Origin of the sequence: Bacteroides sp. AM54-2NS, assembly GCF_003602935.1 — a bacterium.
Lineage (GTDB): Bacteria > Bacteroidota > Bacteroidia > Bacteroidales > Bacteroidaceae > Bacteroides > Bacteroides xylanisolvens.
Genome location: NZ_QTMZ01000002.1, coordinates 193257 through 211638, shown reverse-complemented (window position 1 = coordinate 211638; position 18382 = coordinate 193257). Strand labels below are relative to the sequence as shown.

The window sequence follows — 18382 nt, the reverse complement described above, 5'->3', positions numbered from 1 at the left end:
AACCAGCAAATAATTTAGATTAAATGAAAGCCTTTTACAGACTGTTTTATTACATATCCATCGTGCTGACCAGTATTTTGGCAGGAGTTACCATTGCGGGTGCTTTCGTAGGCAATGCCGCACCGGATAGTTTCAAATTTATGCCTTTCATCGGTTTGATACTGCCGATACTTTTATTGGCTAATCTTGCTTCTGCTATCTACTGGACGATTCGTTGGCGGTGCTGGGTTTTCATCCCTCTGATTGCTATATTCAGCAATTGGGGATATATGAGCTGTGTATTACAATCGCCTTTTTTCAGTCCGGCTTCGTCACCGATGGTTAAAATGAATGTATATACTCCGGGAGTGTTGACGGTTGCTACTTACAACGTCGATGCCTTTAACCACGAGCATACCGGCTACTCATGCAAGGAGATTGCTTCTTACATGAGAAATCTGCAAGCAGATATTCTCTGTTTTCAAGAATTTGGCATTAACGATGAGTTTGGCATCGATAGTATATCCGCAGCTCTTTCTAATTGGCCGTATCACTATATTCCTTCTTCGCCCGAAGGGAAGAATCTGTTGCAACTGGCTGTTTTCAGCCGTTATCCTATCAAGGAGGAGCATCTTATCATCTATCCTGATTCGAAAAATTGCAGTCTTGCATGTGATATTGAAATCAATGGTCGCACCATCCGCCTGTTCAACAATCATCTCCAAACAACAGAAGTAAGCCAGAATAAACGCAAACTGGAAAAGGGACTTCGTACGGATGATTCCCAAAGAGTGGAACATGCTGCCCTGGGACTTATCGACGGCTTACATGAGAATTTCCGGAAACGGGCCGTACAAGCTGATCTTCTCAAGCAACTGATAGCCGCCTCCCCCTATCCTACTCTAGTCTGCGGTGACTTTAACTCTCTGCCGTCTTCGTATGTTTATCATACTATAAAAGGTGATAAGTTGCAGGATGGTTTTCAGAGGAGCGGGCATGGGTATATGTATACTTTCAAGTACTTCAAGCATCTGTTGAGAATCGACTATATTCTCCATTCACCGGAACTGAATAGCACGGATTACTTCTCGCCGGATCTTAATTATAGCGATCATAATCCGGTGGTGATGAGGATGAAATAAAAAAGATGCTCCGTTTATTGAACGAAGCATCTTTTTATATAAATATTCTAGAATGTAAACTTAACGCCTAACTGCATCTGCCATGCACTACCTGTAGAAGCAGTATAATCCCATTTAGAATTTTTCTGGAACACCTCGCGAGAAGATGCATTCATCTGATAAGTAAGAGGTTCTCCTACCTTACTTGCTGTTTTTAACAACCTTACATTATCATAACTCTGCAAACCGCAAGAGCGATAAGCCCCCCACTTCGAATTTAATAAGTTACCAATATTCAACATATCAAGACTTACTTGAATACCGTACTTACGGCTACCAATCTTAGCATAAAAATCCTGTGCTATCTTCATGTCAAAACGGTGAATCCACGGTTCTAAAGAAGAAGCACGTTCTACATACTGCCCCTTGTGATCATTCAAATAAGAGTCATTATTTACATAGTTCCAAAAATCTTCTTGTTGGTCTACCGCCGAATAAGTCACATTATTTTGTTTATCTTTAATATCCACAAATGTCATTTCTTCTTTAGAAGCAGGCACATACATCAAATCGGAATAGTTTCCGTCACCGTTCATATCATTAGAATAGGTATAAGAAAAACGTCCTTGTTGGTAACCTGTATAGAACAAAGAAACAGTCGTTTTCATATTCGCATAAGCAACTTCATAAGAAGCATTAGCTATCAAACGATGCGGGGTAGAAAATAAAGAATAAGAGACACCCGGATCATTCAATGAATTAACTGCAACATTATTCTGCCATACTGAAGCCGCCGATGAACCTGGATTTGCCGTCATATCTTTAGCCATTGTATAAGTGTACCCAAATGAACCTGTAAAGCCAAAATCAAATTTCTTCGTTAATACTGCATTAAAAGAATATTGATAACCTTTTTCATCCCCATTAGTCAACTGTATAACGGTTTTCGTCTTAGGATTGTCATAGTAATTATTCTTAGTCCAATATACACGTCCCGGTTGTTCATTATAGGTTCCAGAAGGGGCCTTTTCGTTCATATTCTTCTGAACAACATTATATATATCACGTGTATACATAGCACCAACAGAAAGCATAAATCCATAAGGTAACTGAAACTCTGCATTTACATTACTACGCCAAACTTGAGGCATTTTAAAATTCGGATCCACATAAGCTATAGCACCGGGGACCTCATTTCCCGGAGTTGATGGAAACATATCCGGATTTTGGGTAAGAGTTTCTTTATAATTTGGATTAAAAGCAAAGTTTGCCGGTAATTCCGAAGTCTCAAATTCGACCATATTTTGCATCTGACCTGCATTTGTCGGTTGGTTAGTGAACCATACAAATGGTAATAACCCTGTAAACAAGCCTGTACCTCCAGTCAAAACAATAGAACGGTCACCTTTTATATCCCAATTAAATCCTAAACGAGGAGATATTAACAATTTACTTTTCGGCCATTCGGATACGTCAACATTCGTTCCATTAAATGACTGTTCTTTGATAGCCGCATTCCCTAACAAATCATCAAAATATAACGGTAAATCAAAGCGTAATCCATATGTCAATTTTAAATTAGGTGTAATAGAATATTCATCTTGTGCATAAGCTCCCAACATACCAAATGTCAGTTCAGCTCCCGGAGCGTCTTTTCCATTATATCCATAAGTAATGCCATACAGCATCGGTTTTTCTCCCGTCATAAAATCGTCCATTGAAGCATAACGATAATATCCATAAGGAGCACGTAAATATGAATTCATGAAATACTGTCTTTCAAATGTTGCACCGGCAGTTATCAAATGGTTTCCTTTATTAATAGTTACATTGTCAGTAACACTAAATACATTATTCTCGACATCATTAAAAGGAGTAAACAATTCTGTACCCAATGTCATATACTGCTTACCGTCCTTGTAAATATCAACCATTGGAAACGCATCTCCCTTAGTTGTACGAGAATCTCGGATATGGGTATAAGTCACTAATAATTTGTTTTGTACTGAAGAAGAAAAATTGCTATTCAACTCACCGGAAAGAGACGTTACAATATTTCTAAAACCATAGTTGGAATTTCCAAATGCAAATGCATCAACCCCATAACGGTTTGAATTAGCTTTAGTGATTACCGAAGAAGTTGAACTAATACTAGCATCATTTTCTGATTTCACTGTGTTAAAACGTAATGACAGTTTATGACTTTTATTAATATTCCAATCCAAACGAGCCATAAGCTTCCAATTTTTACTCTCGAAATCATCAAATTTATCATAACTTCCCGGATCATATCCATATTTATCCTTTACAAAATCACTTATTGTCTTCAAATCCTTTATCCAAGTTCTAGAAATATGATTTTGATTATCCCCACTTCCACCTTCTTCTTGACTAGGAGTCCACAAAATACCAGGGCTAGTACTATTTTCTAATTCTCCATTTACAAAAAAGAATAGTTTATTTTTTATTATCGGAGCTCCTAATGTAAAGCCATACAACTGGATTTATAACTTTCCACATTAGGAACGTCAACATCGTTAATAGATTTTCCTATAAAATTCTTTGGTTTCTGATATGTATAAACTGTTCCCTTTAATTCGTTTGTACCACTCTTGGTTACAGCATTAATAGAAGCTCCCGTAAAATTGGAATACGTAACACTATAAGGAGAAACATTAACGCTAATTTCATCAATTGCATCAAGTGAAATAGGCTGCGCATCTCCACCCGGCAAATTATTAGTACTCAAACCAAAATTATTGTTCAAAGCTGCACCATCCACAGTTATTGTATTATAACGTCCATCACGTCCGGCAAAAGAATTACTGCCACCCGCATAAGGAGAAAGTTTAGTAAAGTCAGTAATACTACGATTAATAGTAGGCAATGTCGTTAACTGACGCTCACTCACATTCGTTACAGTCCCCATCTTCTCTACTGTTTTCTGTGCTGTTACTATAACTTCATCCAATAATTCAGAACTTTCCTTTAAAACTACATTTAAAGTGTATACTTCTCCTAACGATAAATTTACACCTTTATAAATAGCAGTCTGATAACCAACATAAGAAACTTCAACTTTGTAAGGACCACCGGTACGCATACCTTGCAAATTAAATTGACCACTGATATTAGTCACTGTACCATAACGTGTACCTGACGGCTCGTGGATTGCAACCACAGTCGCTCCAATGATAGGTTCATCTTGTGCTGTAACCTTACCACTCATACTAGAAGTGGTAACCTGCGCACTAACGGTAGCAATGACCATGAGCATCGCCGCTACTAAAAAAGATCGCATTCTCTTTAACATAAATGTAGTTGATTAGTTAATATAAATTGTTTGCTTTTAAAAACTGTGCACAAATATAATTAATAATATTTAGAACTACATTACGATTATACTACAATTTTTTAAGAGAGATAAACGTTTTCCCTTGTTATAAAACGATAAAGGCTCTACAATATTTGCAGAGCCTTTTATTTTGAAACAGAAAGCATTATAAATGCTTCAATCTATTACTTTATACTAGTCAGTCATTAACTTTCTATAACGAACGCGTTTTGGTTCTTCATTTCCCAAACGTTTCATTTTGTTTTCTTCATATTCTGAATATGAACCTCGAAGTAGAATACATTGGAGTCTCCTTCAAAAGCAAGGATATGTGTACAGATACGGTCGAGGAACCAACGGTCGTGCGAGATAACTACTGCACAGCCGGCGAAATCTTCCAAACCTTCTTCCAAAGCACGCAGAGTGTTTACGTCGATATCATTGGTAGGCTCATCGAGCAACAGTACATTACCTTCTTCTTTCAAAGCCATCGCCAAGTGTAAACGGTTTCTTTCACCACCGGACAATACACCGCAGAGTTTTTCCTGATCGCCTCCGGAGAAATTGAAACGGGAAAGGTATGCACGCGCATTCACGTCACGTCCACCCATGCGGATCAACTCATTACCACCGGAAATTACCTGATATACGCTCTTATTCGGATCAATATCTCTGTGTTGCTGGTCTACATACGCCACCTTTACAGTCTCTCCTACTTCAAATTCTCCTTTATCCACTGTTTCCAATCCCATAATCAGGCGGAACAATGTCGTCTTTCCCGCACCATTAGGACCAATCACACCGACAATACCATTAGGAGGAAGCATAAAGTTCAAATCGTCAAACAACAATTTATCACCGTATGCTTTAGCCACATGTTTGGCTTCAATGACCTTATTACCCAGACGGGGACCATTCGGAATAAAGATTTCAAGTTTCTCTTCTTTCTCCTTCACGTCCTCATTCAGCAATTTGTCATAAGAGTTAAGACGTGCCTTACCTTTCGCCTGACGGGCTTTCGGAGCCATGCGTACCCATTCCAACTCACGTTCCAGTGTTTTACGACGTTTGCTGGCGGTCTTTTCTTCCATTTCCATACGTTTGGTCTTTTGTTCCAACCAGGAAGAGTAGTTACCTTTCCAGGGGATACCTTCACCACGATCCAGTTCAAGAATCCATCCGGCAACGTGATCAAGGAAGTAACGGTCGTGCGTCACAGCAATAACCGTACCTTCATATTGTTGGAGATGTTGTTCCAACCAGTCGATAGACTCTGCATCCAAGTGGTTGGTAGGTTCGTCCAGCAAAAGCACATCCGGTTTCTGTAATAGCAAACGACAAAGAGCTACCCGGCGACGTTCACCTCCGGAGAGATTTTCTACCGGCTGATCTTCAGGCGGACAACGGAGAGCATCCATCGCACGCTCCAACTTGCTATCCAAATTCCATGCATCAGTTGCATCAATGATATCTTGCAATTCACCTTGACGAGCAAAAAGAGCATCCATCTTATCCTGATCCTCATAATACTCCGGCAAACCGAATTTCTGATTGATTTCTTCGTATTCTGTCAGTGCGTCAACAATGGGTTGCACACCTTCCATCACTACTTCTTTTACTGTCTTTGTGTTGTCTAAATAAGGTTCCTGTGCCAAATACCCCACGGAATATCCCGGAGAAAACACGACTTCTCCCTGAAAGGATTTCTCCAAACCGGCGATGATCTTCAATAACGTTGATTTACCAGAACCGTTCAAACCGATAATACCGATTTTCGCTCCATAGAAAAACGACAGGTAGATGTCTTTCAGCACATTCTTATTAGGAGTGAAAGCTTTGCTCACTCCTACCATTGAGAAGATAATTTTTTTATCGTCAGCAGCCATAATGTATGATTATATATTGTTGATAATGGCACAAAGATAAGAAAAATGTTTGAATTCTTTTGGAGTTATAAAAAAATGTTCTACCTTTGCACCCGCATTCGAAAGAAAGCACTGTAGGATTGATTCGCTAGCTCAGCAGGTAGAGCACAACACTTTTAATGTTGGGGTCCTGGGTTCGAGCCCAGCGGATCACGAAACATAAAATTAATCCCTTGATAATCAGTCGTTATCAAGGGATTTTTCTTTTAATATTCTTCACATATACTTATTCAACAAGCATAGAGCGACACGGTAATTCGATTATAAAAGTAGTACCTATCCCCAGTTGGGAATCGACTAATATCCGCCCGTTCATCTTCTCGACGATCAGTTTGCAGATAGGTAAGCCCAGACCGGCCCCTTGAGCAAAGGAATCCAACTTTTCAAACCTTTCGAATATCTTTTCAAGCATATTCTGTGGGATGCCCCGACCGGTATCTTTAACACCGATTCTGACAGATTGGTGATCTACCTCATAGAAGACTTCCACGTGTCCGGTGGTAGTGTTCTTTAAGGCATTCGAAAGGAAATTACTCAAGATCTGTTTGATACGCAATTTGTCCAGTTCTACCAGAGAATCATGTGCCGGATAGTTAGTCAGAAGTTCAACGCCGGATGGTACTTGATGAGCATACTCCGCTACACTCTCGTCAAGAAGCTCGGTAAGGTTAACCCAGTCCGGACGCAATTCCAGATAACCGGATTCTATTTTAGAAAGATCAATTACATCATTAATCAGATTTAATAATAGTTTGTTGTTATGTCCAATCAGAGAATTATATAGTTCCTTTTCCGCTGCATTTTCCGTACTAGTCAACAGGCTTGAAAAGCCGACAATAGCATTTAAAGGAGTACGGATTTCGTGACTCATATTAGCCAGGAAAGCAGACTTTAACCGATCGGACGCTTCAGCTTTATCACGTGCCTTGACAAGCATTTCTTCTGTCCTTTTCAGTTCTGTGATATCATAATTGATGCTGATAATCTCGATAATCCGGTCTTGCGGGGCATATTTCTTTACTAACAGATTGACATGCGTCCATGTGTATGTGCCATCCTCCCTAAGAACACGCATCTCTTTGCTAAGTTTGGTAGTAAGTCCCTTTCGTGCGTCGTCCAAAAACCGAATCAACAAGGCACGGTCATCGGGATGGAAATGCCGGTATGTGCCAAAGATGTCGGACAACGGAGTTTCATCCGCTTCACCCACATTTCTGTACCAGCTTTTTTGGGCATAGCCGTGTCCACTCAAAATATTGAAGTGGGCATAACCGACCTTGGCATAATCACCGACCAGTTCAAAAAACTCCTCAAACTCCTGAATCTTATTATAGGCTACCGTTGTTTCTGTCTTATCCGCATTAATCAATAGATAGTTTATTGGCTGATGCTCACTATTATATAATGTAGTCACTTTAGTCATCAGATCAATCGTACCCTGTTTTTGGGTATTCTGATAATACGATCCAACCTTCGAGAAGTCATAACGGAAAGTAAAGTCGGCATCTTCATTTTTCTTCAGCCGTTCTTTCATTTCTTTCGGAAAAATAGGATTATCAAAAATATTGATACCCAATACGTCTTCTTTCTTCTCTATATGAAACATTTCTAATTCCTTATCGTTCAAATCCACTAATACCCCATCCATATCGTATAATTCGATACCAATAGGCAAACACTTGAAAATGTTAGATAAGAGACGCTCACTGTATTGCAAAGCTTGGTAAGCAGATGCCATATCAGGACCATCTTGCACTTCGGATATACCATAAATGATTTCGTTTCCGTCTTCATCCGTTTCTTGAAAGCATACCTTGCTACGTACCCAAACAGATCCTTTCACCGTATCAAGCAAATACACCACCTCCGGCCGTTGATACACACCATAAGAATGAACAGTTGTAGAAAGTTGTTCCTCTTTCTGAATACGTTTATTGAAATCTTCAAAACTAATAACTCCGGTCTGATCCAGACCTAATAACTCTACTATAAAGTCAGAACATTCATAATTCGCAGTTGATAAATTGGCTTTCCACCATCCCATATTAGCGTTAGCCATCAACTGCGAGAAAAAGGTAAAATCTTGTAGTCTATTCATAACGCTATTTATCATTTTATTATTTTTCGGGCGCAAAAATACAGATTGGTAACAAATCTAACTTTCAGAAAGACACTTTTTTTAGCATATTATAAGAAGATTATTTGTGATTAAACTAAAAAATTTCCGGTTAAAACTTTCTCTAAAAGAGATTATTTCAACCGGAAATTTTACAATCGTCAAGTTCCTTATTTTACTTTTTCAAGGACTGATAAACAGCTTTTGCCATCACTTTAGCCCCTTCTTCATTCGGATGGATCTTATCCGGAAACAACTGGGGCATTCCGTCCATTGCTGCGTGAAGATCGATGACAGACAAGTTATTTTTCTTGGCAACCTTCTTTATCATCGGAATGATTTGTTTAGAGATGATATCATCGTTGATATTATCACCGGTCTGATAGGCTTTAGAAGGATAACAAAGATAAATCTTCGGTTGAGCTGGCAACGCTTTGAAAGCATCGACCATTGTTTGCAGATCTTTCGTGAAGTCGGCCTTATATTTCCAGTTGAATGATTTACTGTCATTCGTACCCAACTTGATAACAACGATATTAGGATTGAAAGCCAGCGCATCCTGATAAGCTTTTTCATTCATATAAGGATGATCGCCCTTGTTCAGCAGAGTGCGTGCACTGACTCCGAAATTCTTTACCCAATAAGCCTCTCCCAACATACGGCTCAACACGGCCGGATAACTGTCACGATCACGATTCTTGATACGTGCTCCATACGTAATACTATTTCCAATGCAAGCTACACGGATAGCATCTTTATGAGGAACTTTGAAACTACGGAGCCAAGACGTCAGTTCGTCCAACATTTCATTCTTATAGAGGAAACCCTCGCGAATTCCCCATCCATGTCCACCGGAAGGATAAATATGAAGCACTGAAGGAACATTGTTCTTGTTCAGCGCCAAATAATAATTAACTCCGTTAGCAGGCGGAACAACTTTATCATCATCACTATATACGATAAAAGCACGCGGTGTATCTTTCGTCACTTGCTTTTCATTAGAATATTCAAGTTCCAATTCAGCAGAAGCATCTTTTCCCAAAAGGTTGTCGTGAGAGCCTCTATGGGTATAAGATTTATCCATCGTAATCACAGGATAGAAAAGAATCTGAAAGTTCGGACGAAGTTCGGGCTTGGCATGAGTGGCAATGGTAGAAGCCAGATGTCCACCGGCAGAAGAGCCCATGATACCAATGTCATTCGGGTTCAAATTCCAGACATCAGCACTGTCACGCACCAATTTCATTGCTGCTTCAGCATCCGAAATGGGTAATGTACGATCACCGTTCGGCATCCGGTATTTTAGCACAATCAATGCAATACCTTGTTTATTGAAATAGGGCGCCCAATCACAGCCTTCGTGTTCGAATGCCAAATGTGAATATCCACCTCCCGGACACGCAACCACAGCACGTCCTGTAGCCAGTTCCGGCGCAGGAAAAAATACGCGAAGTGAAGGTTGTTCAATATCAAAAGGTTTCGGAGCATTTTGCGCTACCACTCGTGAACCAGCAAAAAAGAGAAGCAGCAAGATAAAAATAGTAGAGAATTTCTGTTTCATAGTATCTATGTACTTTGATTAATGAATAATTAGATGCGCGAAGATAGTAATTTTGCGTATCTTTGCACCCCATTTTGATTAGAAAAATTATATGCAAGGAATAAAGAATCTGACACAAGGCCCTATCAATCGTCAACTGTTTAATCTGGCAATGCCGATCATGGCAACGTCGTTTATCCAAATGGCATATAGCCTCACAGATATGGCGTGGGTAGGACGACTGGGAAGTGAAGCCGTAGCCGCCATCGGTTCTGTCGGAATCCTGACCTGGATGTCCGGTTCTATCTCCTTATTAAATAAGGTGGGATCTGAAGTGAGTGTCGGACAATCCATCGGTACGCAAAGCCAGGAAGATGCCCGCAGTTTCGCATCTCATAACATCACGATTGCTTTGATTATTTCCATCTGTTGGGGCACACTCCTTTTTATATTTGCAGAACCTATCATACGCATCTATGAACTCGAGGATCATATTACGGCCAATGCCATCCAATACCTGCGGATTGTCTCTACCGGATTACCTTTTGTCTTCCTCTCCGCCGCCTTCACCGGAATTTATAATGCGGCAGGGCGCAGTAAAGTCCCGTTCTTTATCAGCGGCACAGGATTGATACTGAACATCATTCTGGACCCGCTCTTCATTTTCGGTTTCGGGCTGGGAACCAATGGTGCGGCATACGCTACCTGGATTGCGGAAGCAAGTGTTTTCCTGATTTTCGTTTATCAATTGCGTTGCCGGGATGCTCTGCTTGGCGGTTTCCCTTTCTTCACGCGGCTAAAGAAAAAATATACACGGAGAATCTTTAAACTGGGATTACCCGTAGCTACTTTGAATACGTTATTTGCTTTCGTCAATATGTTCCTTTGCCGCACCGCCTCGGAACAGGGAGGACACATCGGACTAATGACTTTCACCACCGGAGGGCAAATTGAAGCAATCACCTGGAATACCTCACAGGGATTCTCCACCGCACTAAGTGCCTTCATCGCCCAAAACTACGCCGCCGGACGAGTGGAACGGGTACTTAGAGCCTGGTATACGACTCTATGGATGACGGGAATCTTCGGAACATTCTGTACATTGCTATTCGTGTTCTTCGGGAATGAAGTTTTTGCCATATTCGTCCCCGAACAGGCGGCCTACGAAGCCGGAGGTGTATTCCTCCGTATCGACGGATATTCGCAGCTTTTTATGATGCTCGAAATCACCATGCAGGGAGTATTCTACGGCATCGGACGCACCATCCCTCCTGCCATTATCAGCATCAGTTGCAACTATATGCGTATTCCGCTTGCCATCCTGTTTGTACGGATGGGTATGGGAGTGGAAGGAATCTGGTGGGCAGTCTGCATCACCACGGTTGCCAAAGGGTTAATTCTTTTGAGTTGGTTCATTATTATTAAAAAGAAGTGTTTGAGTATTCCTTCAACGATAAAAGGATAATTATCATTTCCCTTTATTAACAAACAAAGGGGCTCTTCCGAGTTATTTTAACTTAAAAAGTACACGCTTGCCAAATAATATGTATCTTTGCATTGTTATTAATAATGCGAAGTGATTCGTATAAAAACATTTTTTATAAACCAATTAAAAAACATCAACATTATGAACAAGATGAAATTTATGGTTCTCTTCATGAGTATTGCCATGATATTTGGTAGCTGTGGAAGTATGAACAACACTGGTAAAGGTGCTGCTATCGGTGGTGGTTCGGGCGCTGCACTAGGTGCGATCCTGGGAGGTGTTATCGGTAAAGGTAAAGGTGCTGCTATCGGTGCTGCTATTGGTACGGCAGTAGGTGCAGGTACAGGTGCTCTTATCGGTAAAAAGATGGACAAAGCAGCAGCAGAAGCAAAACAAATTGAAGGCGCACAAGTAGAACAGATAACAGACAACAACGGATTGCAAGCCGTGAAAGTAACATTCGACTCGGGTATTCTTTTCACTACCGGTAATGCAAATCTAAGTGCTGCTGCTAAATCTGCTTTAAGCAAGTTTGCCAACAATGTGCTCAACCAGAACCGGGATATGGACGTGTCTATCTACGGATATACCGACAACCAGGGCTGGAAGAACAGTACTGCTGCACAAAGCCAGCAAAAGAACCTGAACTTATCACAAGAACGTGCGCAAAGCGTGTCCAGTTACTTGTTGAGTTGCGGTGTTTCCACCAATCAAATCAAGAGTGTACAAGGAATGGGTGAAAGCGATCCCGTTGCAAGCAATGACACTGCTGCCGGTCGCGAACAAAACCGTCGTGTAGAAGTATACATGTACGCAAGTGAACAAATGATTAGAGATGCACAAGCAGCTACTCATTAAAAAATTACTGCGCTATACGCGCAACCTGCTGATTTTCTTCTTTGCATCAACACTACTGGCCGTGATTATTTATCGTTTCATGCCGGTTTATGTAACTCCGTTGATGGTTATCCGAAGCGTTCAGCAAGTTTTTTCAGGAGATAAACCCACGTGGAAGCACACGTGGGTTTCTTTTGATAAGATATCTCCCAACCTGCCGATGGCGGTCATAGCCTCCGAAGACAACCGTTTTGCCGAACACAACGGGTTCGACCTCGTAGAAATCAAGAAAGCGATGAAAGAAAACGAAACACGCAAACGGAAACGGGGAGCAAGCACCATCAGTCAGCAGACAGCCAAGAATGTATTCTTATGGCCGCAATCGTCGTGGGTACGCAAAGGGCTCGAAGTCTACTTTACGTTTCTCATCGAACTCTTCTGGTCGAAAGAGCGAATCATGGAAGTCTATCTCAACTCTATAGAAATGGGAAATGGCATCTACGGCGCACAAGCAACCGCAAAAAATAAGTTCGGAACAACAGCCGACAAGCTGACCCGGGGACAATGTGCACTCATCGCCGCCACCCTCCCCAACCCAATACGATTTAACTCGGCGAAACCTTCGTCATACATACTAAAACGACAAAGTCAGATATTACGGCTGATGAATCTGGTTCCTAAATTCCCACCGGAAGAGAAGGCCGTTGAAAAGAAAAAAAGCAAAAAAAAGAAAAGCAAATAACAAGAAAGAATTTATAACCTAGTTTAATTTACGATTAGACGAATAGGTGATTTACGATTAGACAATTTACGATGTACGATTGAAATAACTTTTGGAATTATAAGTACTTATCTTTGCATAAGTATCTCCTCATTCACAATTCAAATTTCAATCGTACATCGTAAATCGTTTAATCGTAAATAAAATTAGGTTATAAAAAAGGAAGGAGCAATGAGAATCTATCTCTTTGCTCCTTCTGCTAATAAGCTTGTTTGTATGCGCTATCCTCATTTATACAAAATCTTTCAATTCCTGTTGTAAACGTTGACGTGTGAAGAATATGCGGCTCTTCACTGTGCCTAATGGTAATCCTAATTTCTCTGCGATTTCGCGGTATTTAAAACCAGATACGTGCATAGAGAAAGGAATCTTATACTCCCGGGGGAGTGCGTTGACGATACGGTGCATTTCTTTCAGGTCGTAAGCACCTTCTGTACTCTCAAATCCTGAATCTTGTGGCAGATTTAAGTGATAATAATTATCGGTTGTGTCAACAAAAGTTTGATCGCGTACTACTTTACGGTAGTTATTTATAAAGATGTTACGCATGATAGTGTACATCCATCCTTTGAAATTTGTGTCCGGAACATATTTTTCTTCATTATCTAATGCTTTTAAAGATGTTTCCTGCAATAAGTCATTTGCTTCTTCACGGTTGGCCGTCAATTTATAAGCAAAACGAAGCAACTCTTCCTGTACTCCAATTAAATCTTTTCTGAAACTTAAACTTTTCATACTTTAATGGTTTTATGGTTAATATTTCGTTTTTCTCGATGTTTGCAAGTTTAAAGGTATTTTGCTTATCAAGCAGGGTAGGATCCGTTATTTTTTAGGGTGAAATTCTATCAAATGACAGATTTTAGGTGCTTTCTGATAGTTTTTAGGTGGTATTTGCGAAATTTACCCCCTACTACTTGGTTAAAAGAACCAAATAGATTACTTTTGATTTTATATTATTAAATAAAACAAAAAGCTATGACCATACTTATTATTGTAGGGATTATTGTATTGCTGGGCATCATTTTTGCTTCCATGTACAACTCATTAGTGAAATTGAGAAACAATCGTGAAAACGCGTTTGCCGACATCGATGTTCAGTTGAAACAACGCCATGATCTCATTCCCCAACTGGTAGACACCGTGAAAGGATATGCCGCACACGAAAAGGACACACTCGACCAGGTGATTCAGGCACGTAACGGTGCAATCAGCGCAAAAACAATCGACGATAAGATAGCTGCCGAAAACCAGTTAAGCTCTGCTCTTGCAGGATTGAGAATCACTCTCGAGGCTTATCCCGATTTGAAAGCCAATCAGAATTTCCTGCAATTACAGGAAGAAATTGCTGATGTAGAGAATAAACTGGCTGCTGTCCGCCGTTACTTCAACTCGGCAACTAAAGAATATAATAACGCCGTGCAGACATTCCCGTCAAATATAGTAGCAGGAATGACCGGATTCCAAAGAGAAATCATGTTCGACTTGGGGAAAAACGAACGTGCGAATCTGGATCAGGCACCTAAAATTAGTTTCTAAACTCTTTATTCACACCGTCCACTCAATTACAAAAGTTGAACACGCATGCAATACGTCGGAATCCAAACACAGCAGAGCCGGAATAATCTGCGCTCTGCGTTTCTACTATTCCTTTTTCCCTGTCTCGTGGCAGCACTCCTCTATTTATCCTGCTACCTGTTGGTTCTTTTTGGACAAGGAAAGAGTATGGAAATAGAAATAATGCCAATGGTTAATTATTTCTTTCTCTCTTCGTTACCATACACCACGGGAGTCGTAATCATCTGGTTTCTGATTGCCTACTGGGCCAACACAAGCATTATCAATTCTGCCACCGGTTCCAAACCGTTGGATCGTCAGAAGAATAAGCGCGTTTACAACCTGGTGGAAAATCTATGTATGTCACAAGGCATGAAGATGCCGAAAATAAATATCATCTATGACAGTTCTCTGAATGCATTTGCAAGCGGCATCAACGAACGTACATACACTGTTACTCTCTCGGAAGGTATCATCAAGAAACTGAATGATGAGGAACTGGAAGCAGTGATCGCGCACGAGCTAAGTCATATCCGCAACCGTGACGTGCGTCTGCTGATTATTTCCATCGTCTTTGTCGGTATCTTCTCCATGCTGACACAAATCACATTATATGCCATCACGCACATGCGTATGCGTAATAATAAAGGTAGCGGTGCCATTTTTCTTTTCATCCTTGTCGCTTTAGTGATAGCCGCCATCGGTTATCTTTTCTCAAGCCTGATGCGTTTTGCTATTTCACGCAAACGCGAATACATGGCAGACGCGGGTTCGGCAGAAATGACGAAGAATCCGTTGGCATTGGCCAACGCTCTCCGCAAAATATCGGCAGATCCTGCCATCGAGGCAGTAGAAAGAAAAGACGTGGCGCAATTATTTATACAGAATCCTAAAAAGAAATCGAAAAGTATATTCAGCGGAATCAACGGATTGTTTGCCACTCATCCTCCCATTGAAAAACGAATTGAAATACTGGAACAGTTCTAAAAGCCTATTCTAATTTTCTTCCCAAGCGTTTTTATTCAAAAGTTGATTATGACCTTAATTGGTCTAAACTTATAAATAACAGGGATTTCTGTTTAATTTTCATTAAAGGAAACAGAACTATCCCTGTCTTTTTCTTATATTTGGTTGTTATACATATATACATCAACCTAAATACAACTGATATGAGAACGAAGAAACAAATCTTTATGCTGTTACTAGCCTTGCTAGTGGGCATCCCTACCCTTTCGGCTCAAAGTAAAAAGGAAAAGAAGGAACAGAAGAAAGAAGCCGTAAAGAAGCTGATTGGATCTGAAAACTACAAGATAGATGTCAACACCGCCATGCCAATGCGCGGACGCTCCATCCCTTTGACGTCTTCCTACTCACTGGAAATCAGAAACGATTCGGTTATTTCTTATCTGCCTTATTACGGACGGGCTTACAGCATCCCCTATGGCGGAGGCGACGGGCTCAATTTTAAAGCTGTGCTCAAAGAATACAGTATGGAAATGGATAAGAAAGGAAATGCGGTCATCAAGTTTATCGCACGCAACCCCGAAGACAGGTATGAATACAGAGTCAAAGTATTCCCCAATGGTTCGGCAAGCATTGATGTCAATATGCAAAACCGTCAGTCCATTAGTTTTCAGGGGGAGCTGTATATAAAGGAAGAGAAGTAAGTAAGAAATAAAAAACAAGTAAGAAAAACGGGCTAAATAATTTTGTATTATTAGACGTGGATTGCACGGATTACACGGTTGTTAGAATGATGATTACCATACAGCAACCGTGTAATCCGTACCTAATTTTATAATATAAACTATTAAGATAATATACTTATTAGCTATCCGATAAAAACAAGATGAACACATTCACTCGGGCAGTATCGTTTTTTTATTCTTCCGGCTCTTCACCACCTTTTAATATAGGCAGGCAAATGTGATATTTTACAGCTAAGATGCGAGTCAGAAATACGGCTGATCCGCCAACCAACTGGCAGACGTAGGACTCCATACCTGCGAGATCGCAAATCCAATATGCAATACCGCCTACGACACAAGCCATTGCGTAAATCTCCTTTCGGAAGATAAGAGGTATTTCATTGATAAATACGTCACGAATCACCCCACCGGCCGCTCCCGTAATGCTACCCATGATAATCGCCACCCAAAAAGGATAACCCAAAGCAATGCTCTTGCCTACACCTACCACGGTAAACAGTGCCAGACCGATGGTATCGAAAATGAAGAAAGTATTATTGAGCCGGATGAGCCAGCGTCCGAAACAGATGACCCATAACAAAGCCAGTCCTGTACAAATCAGATAGATAGGGTCGGTCATCCATCCCGGTGTCACGTCGAGCAATACATCACGGATGGTACCGCCGCCGATAGCCGTAGCAAGTCCTACCACATAAGCGCCGAACCAGTCGAAACGTTTCGCCGAAGCTAGCCGGATACCACTAATAGCAAAGGCAAATGTGCCTATAAAATCAAGAATTTGAACGAATGTGGGCATATATTTGTTATTTTGTATGCAAAGTAACGAATAAATTCCGTAAGAAAATGTACTTTTGCTTCACGAATTAAACCGAATAAGATAGAAACAATATGAAAATAACAATTGTTGCGGGGGCACGCCCCAATTTTATGAAGATAGCTCCCATTACACGCGCTATTGAAGCCGCACGGGCGCTGGGTAAAAGTATCTCTTACCGACTGGTTTATACAGGGAGGAAAGATGATACAAGTCTGGATGCTTCTCTCTTTTCGGATCTCGATATGAAAGCTCCCGATGTGTATCTGGGAGTGGAAAGCAGTAATCCAACGAGTTTGACAGCCGGAATCATGGTAGCCTTTGAACAAGAACTGACGGAGAATCCGGCACACGTAGTCCTTGTGGTAGACGACTTGACCGCAACCATGAGTTGTGCCATCGTTGCCAAGAAACAAGGCATCAAGGTAGCACATCTCGTAGCCGGAACCCGTTCTTTCGATATGAAAATGCCGAAAGAAGTCAACCGCATGATTACAGACGGACTATCCGATTATCTGTTCACAGCCGGCATGGTTGCCAACCGCAACCTGAACCAGACGGGAACGGAAAGCGAAAACGTATATTATGTAGGCAACATTCTGATTGATGCCATCCGCTACAACCGGAACCGCTTGCTCAAACCGATATGGTTCTCCGTCTTGGGACTGCAAGAAGGAAATTATCTCCTATTTACTCTCAACCGTCGTGTATTACTCGGCAACAAGGAGAATCTGCGCCAGTTGATGAAAACAATCATCGACAAGTCTGCCGGTATGCCTATCGTTGCACCGCTGCACACCTACGTGCGCAATGCCATCAAAGAGTTGGACATCGAAGCTCCGAATCTCCATATCATGCCGCCGCAGAACTACCTGTTCTTCGGTTATCTGATAAACAAGGCGAAAGGAATCATAACAGATTCGGGAAACGTAGCGGAAGAAGCGACCTTCCTGGGTATTCCTTGTATCACACTCAACACGTATGCCGAACATCCGGAAACGTGGCGCATGGGAACCAACGAACTTGTCGGAGAAGATCCTGCCCTGCTTGCCAAAACCATGGATACACTGATGCACGGTGAATGGAAACGTGGCGAACTTCCCGAACGTTGGGACGGACGTACCGCAGAGCGTATTGTACAGATACTTACGAGCAAATAACATTTACCCGGCATGTTCCATTCCGT

Annotated in this window: 12 protein-coding genes, 1 tRNA gene and 2 pseudogenes; 9 read left to right on the top strand and 6 right to left on the bottom strand. The window is 41.1% G+C overall.

Going from position 1 to position 18382, the window contains the following annotated elements:
* The first annotated feature begins 23 nt into the window (after positions 1–23).
* A complete protein-coding gene (locus tag DXA05_RS01990) occupies positions 24–1121 on the top strand; it encodes an endonuclease/exonuclease/phosphatase family protein (protein ID WP_055235563.1) in 1098 nt (365 codons plus the stop codon).
* 47 nt (positions 1122–1168) lie between these two features.
* On the opposite strand, the pseudogene DXA05_RS01985 reads toward DXA05_RS01990, so the two are convergent.
* Together DXA05_RS01985 and ettA are read right to left on the bottom strand one after the other, a co-directional pair.
* Positions 1169–4413: pseudogene (locus DXA05_RS01985) on the bottom strand (TonB-dependent receptor).
* 216 nt (positions 4414–4629) lie between these two features.
* A pseudogene (gene ettA / locus DXA05_RS01980) lies at positions 4630–6320 on the bottom strand (energy-dependent translational throttle protein EttA).
* Positions 6321–6440: 120 nt separating this feature from the next.
* Here ettA and DXA05_RS01975 point away from each other — a divergent pair.
* Positions 6441–6513: transfer RNA gene (locus DXA05_RS01975), tRNA-Lys, on the top strand.
* Positions 6514–6585: 72 nt separating this feature from the next.
* On the opposite strand, the gene DXA05_RS01970 is transcribed toward DXA05_RS01975, so the two are convergent.
* Positions 6586–8457, bottom strand: a complete 1872-nt coding sequence (locus tag DXA05_RS01970; protein ID WP_087317920.1) for a PAS domain-containing sensor histidine kinase — start codon at positions 8455–8457, stop codon at positions 6586–6588.
* Positions 8458–8650: 193 nt separating this feature from the next.
* Complete coding sequence (locus DXA05_RS01965; protein ID WP_128858701.1) at positions 8651–10036, bottom strand: GDSL-type esterase/lipase family protein; 1386 nt, start codon at positions 10034–10036, stop codon at positions 8651–8653.
* A gap of 91 nt (positions 10037–10127) precedes the next feature.
* Between DXA05_RS01965 and DXA05_RS01960 the strand changes: the two genes are divergently transcribed.
* The 3 genes from DXA05_RS01960 to mtgA all read left to right on the top strand — a co-directional run bounded on the left by DXA05_RS01960 (position 10128) and on the right by mtgA (position 13080).
* Positions 10128–11480 carry an MATE family efflux transporter gene (locus tag DXA05_RS01960; protein WP_128858700.1) on the top strand — a complete coding sequence of 451 codons (1353 nt, stop codon included), beginning with the start codon at positions 10128–10130 and terminating at the stop codon, positions 11478–11480.
* A gap of 162 nt (positions 11481–11642) precedes the next feature.
* On the top strand, positions 11643–12359 hold the full coding sequence (locus tag DXA05_RS01955; protein WP_008017353.1) for an OmpA family protein: 717 nt from the start codon (positions 11643–11645) through the stop codon (positions 12357–12359).
* The gene (gene mtgA / locus DXA05_RS01950; RefSeq protein WP_004311587.1) at positions 12337–13080 is read left to right on the top strand and encodes a monofunctional biosynthetic peptidoglycan transglycosylase; all 744 of its coding nucleotides are present in this window, start codon (positions 12337–12339) and stop codon (positions 13078–13080) included. The genes DXA05_RS01955 and mtgA overlap by 23 nt, the downstream gene beginning before the upstream one ends.
* Before the next feature lie 270 nt (positions 13081–13350).
* Here mtgA and DXA05_RS01945 read toward each other — a convergent pair whose 3' ends face one another.
* Complete coding sequence (locus tag DXA05_RS01945; RefSeq protein ID WP_004311586.1) at positions 13351–13854, bottom strand: RNA polymerase sigma factor; 504 nt, start codon at positions 13852–13854, stop codon at positions 13351–13353.
* A 240-nt stretch (positions 13855–14094) separates the two neighbouring features.
* Between DXA05_RS01945 and DXA05_RS01940 the strand changes: the two genes are divergently transcribed.
* The 3 genes from DXA05_RS01940 to DXA05_RS01930 all read left to right on the top strand — a co-directional run bounded on the left by DXA05_RS01940 (position 14095) and on the right by DXA05_RS01930 (position 16340).
* A complete protein-coding gene (locus DXA05_RS01940) occupies positions 14095–14655 on the top strand; it encodes a LemA family protein (protein ID WP_128858699.1) in 561 nt (186 codons plus the stop codon).
* A gap of 45 nt (positions 14656–14700) precedes the next feature.
* Positions 14701–15660, top strand: a complete 960-nt coding sequence (locus DXA05_RS01935) for a M48 family metallopeptidase (RefSeq protein WP_128858698.1) — start codon at positions 14701–14703, stop codon at positions 15658–15660.
* Between the two features lie 182 nt (positions 15661–15842).
* Positions 15843–16340, top strand: a complete 498-nt coding sequence (locus tag DXA05_RS01930) for a DUF4251 domain-containing protein (RefSeq protein WP_128858697.1) — start codon at positions 15843–15845, stop codon at positions 16338–16340.
* 214 nt (positions 16341–16554) lie between these two features.
* Here DXA05_RS01930 and DXA05_RS01925 read toward each other — a convergent pair whose 3' ends face one another.
* Complete coding sequence (locus DXA05_RS01925; protein ID WP_128858696.1) at positions 16555–17178, bottom strand: trimeric intracellular cation channel family protein; 624 nt, start codon at positions 17176–17178, stop codon at positions 16555–16557.
* 92 nt (positions 17179–17270) lie between these two features.
* Here DXA05_RS01925 and wecB point away from each other — a divergent pair, with 92 nt between their 5' ends.
* Positions 17271–18356 carry a UDP-N-acetylglucosamine 2-epimerase (non-hydrolyzing) gene (gene wecB, locus DXA05_RS01920; protein WP_004311581.1) on the top strand — a complete coding sequence of 362 codons (1086 nt, stop codon included), beginning with the start codon at positions 17271–17273 and terminating at the stop codon, positions 18354–18356.
* The last annotated feature ends 26 nt before the right edge of the window (positions 18357–18382 follow it).